1 protein-coding gene is annotated in these 272 nt (G+C 68.0%); it reads right to left on the reverse strand.

Annotated features, from left to right (window positions below):
* Positions 1–229, reverse strand: a 229-nt coding sequence (locus AB2L51_RS15200; protein ID WP_400922678.1) for a hypothetical protein, incomplete at its 3' end; no start/stop codon positions are given.
* Positions 230–272 lie beyond the last annotated feature (43 nt).

Consider the following 272-nt stretch of genomic DNA (forward strand, 5'->3'; position numbering starts at 1 on the left):
CCCTGAGCCGTGCCTGCGGCTGCGTGTCCGGGAAATGCAGGTGCGTCAGATCGTGCAGGGTGATCACGGTCGGGCCGTCGAAGGCCAGCGGCCACAGGCTCGGTTCGCGATACAGGTCGATGCCGGGTGTGCGGCCCTGATCGAAGCGTTTCTGTTCCAGCCAGCGGCGTGCCTGATAGGCGCCGGGGATCTTGCGCAGCATTGGGCTCAGGCGCGAGTAGCCGGGCATCGCCGCTTCCGGCAGCTGCGCACTCCAGCCCCAGCCGTGAAAC

This window comes from Acetobacter fabarum (genome assembly GCF_040702925.2).
Lineage (GTDB): Bacteria > Pseudomonadota > Alphaproteobacteria > Acetobacterales > Acetobacteraceae > Acetobacter > Acetobacter fabarum_B.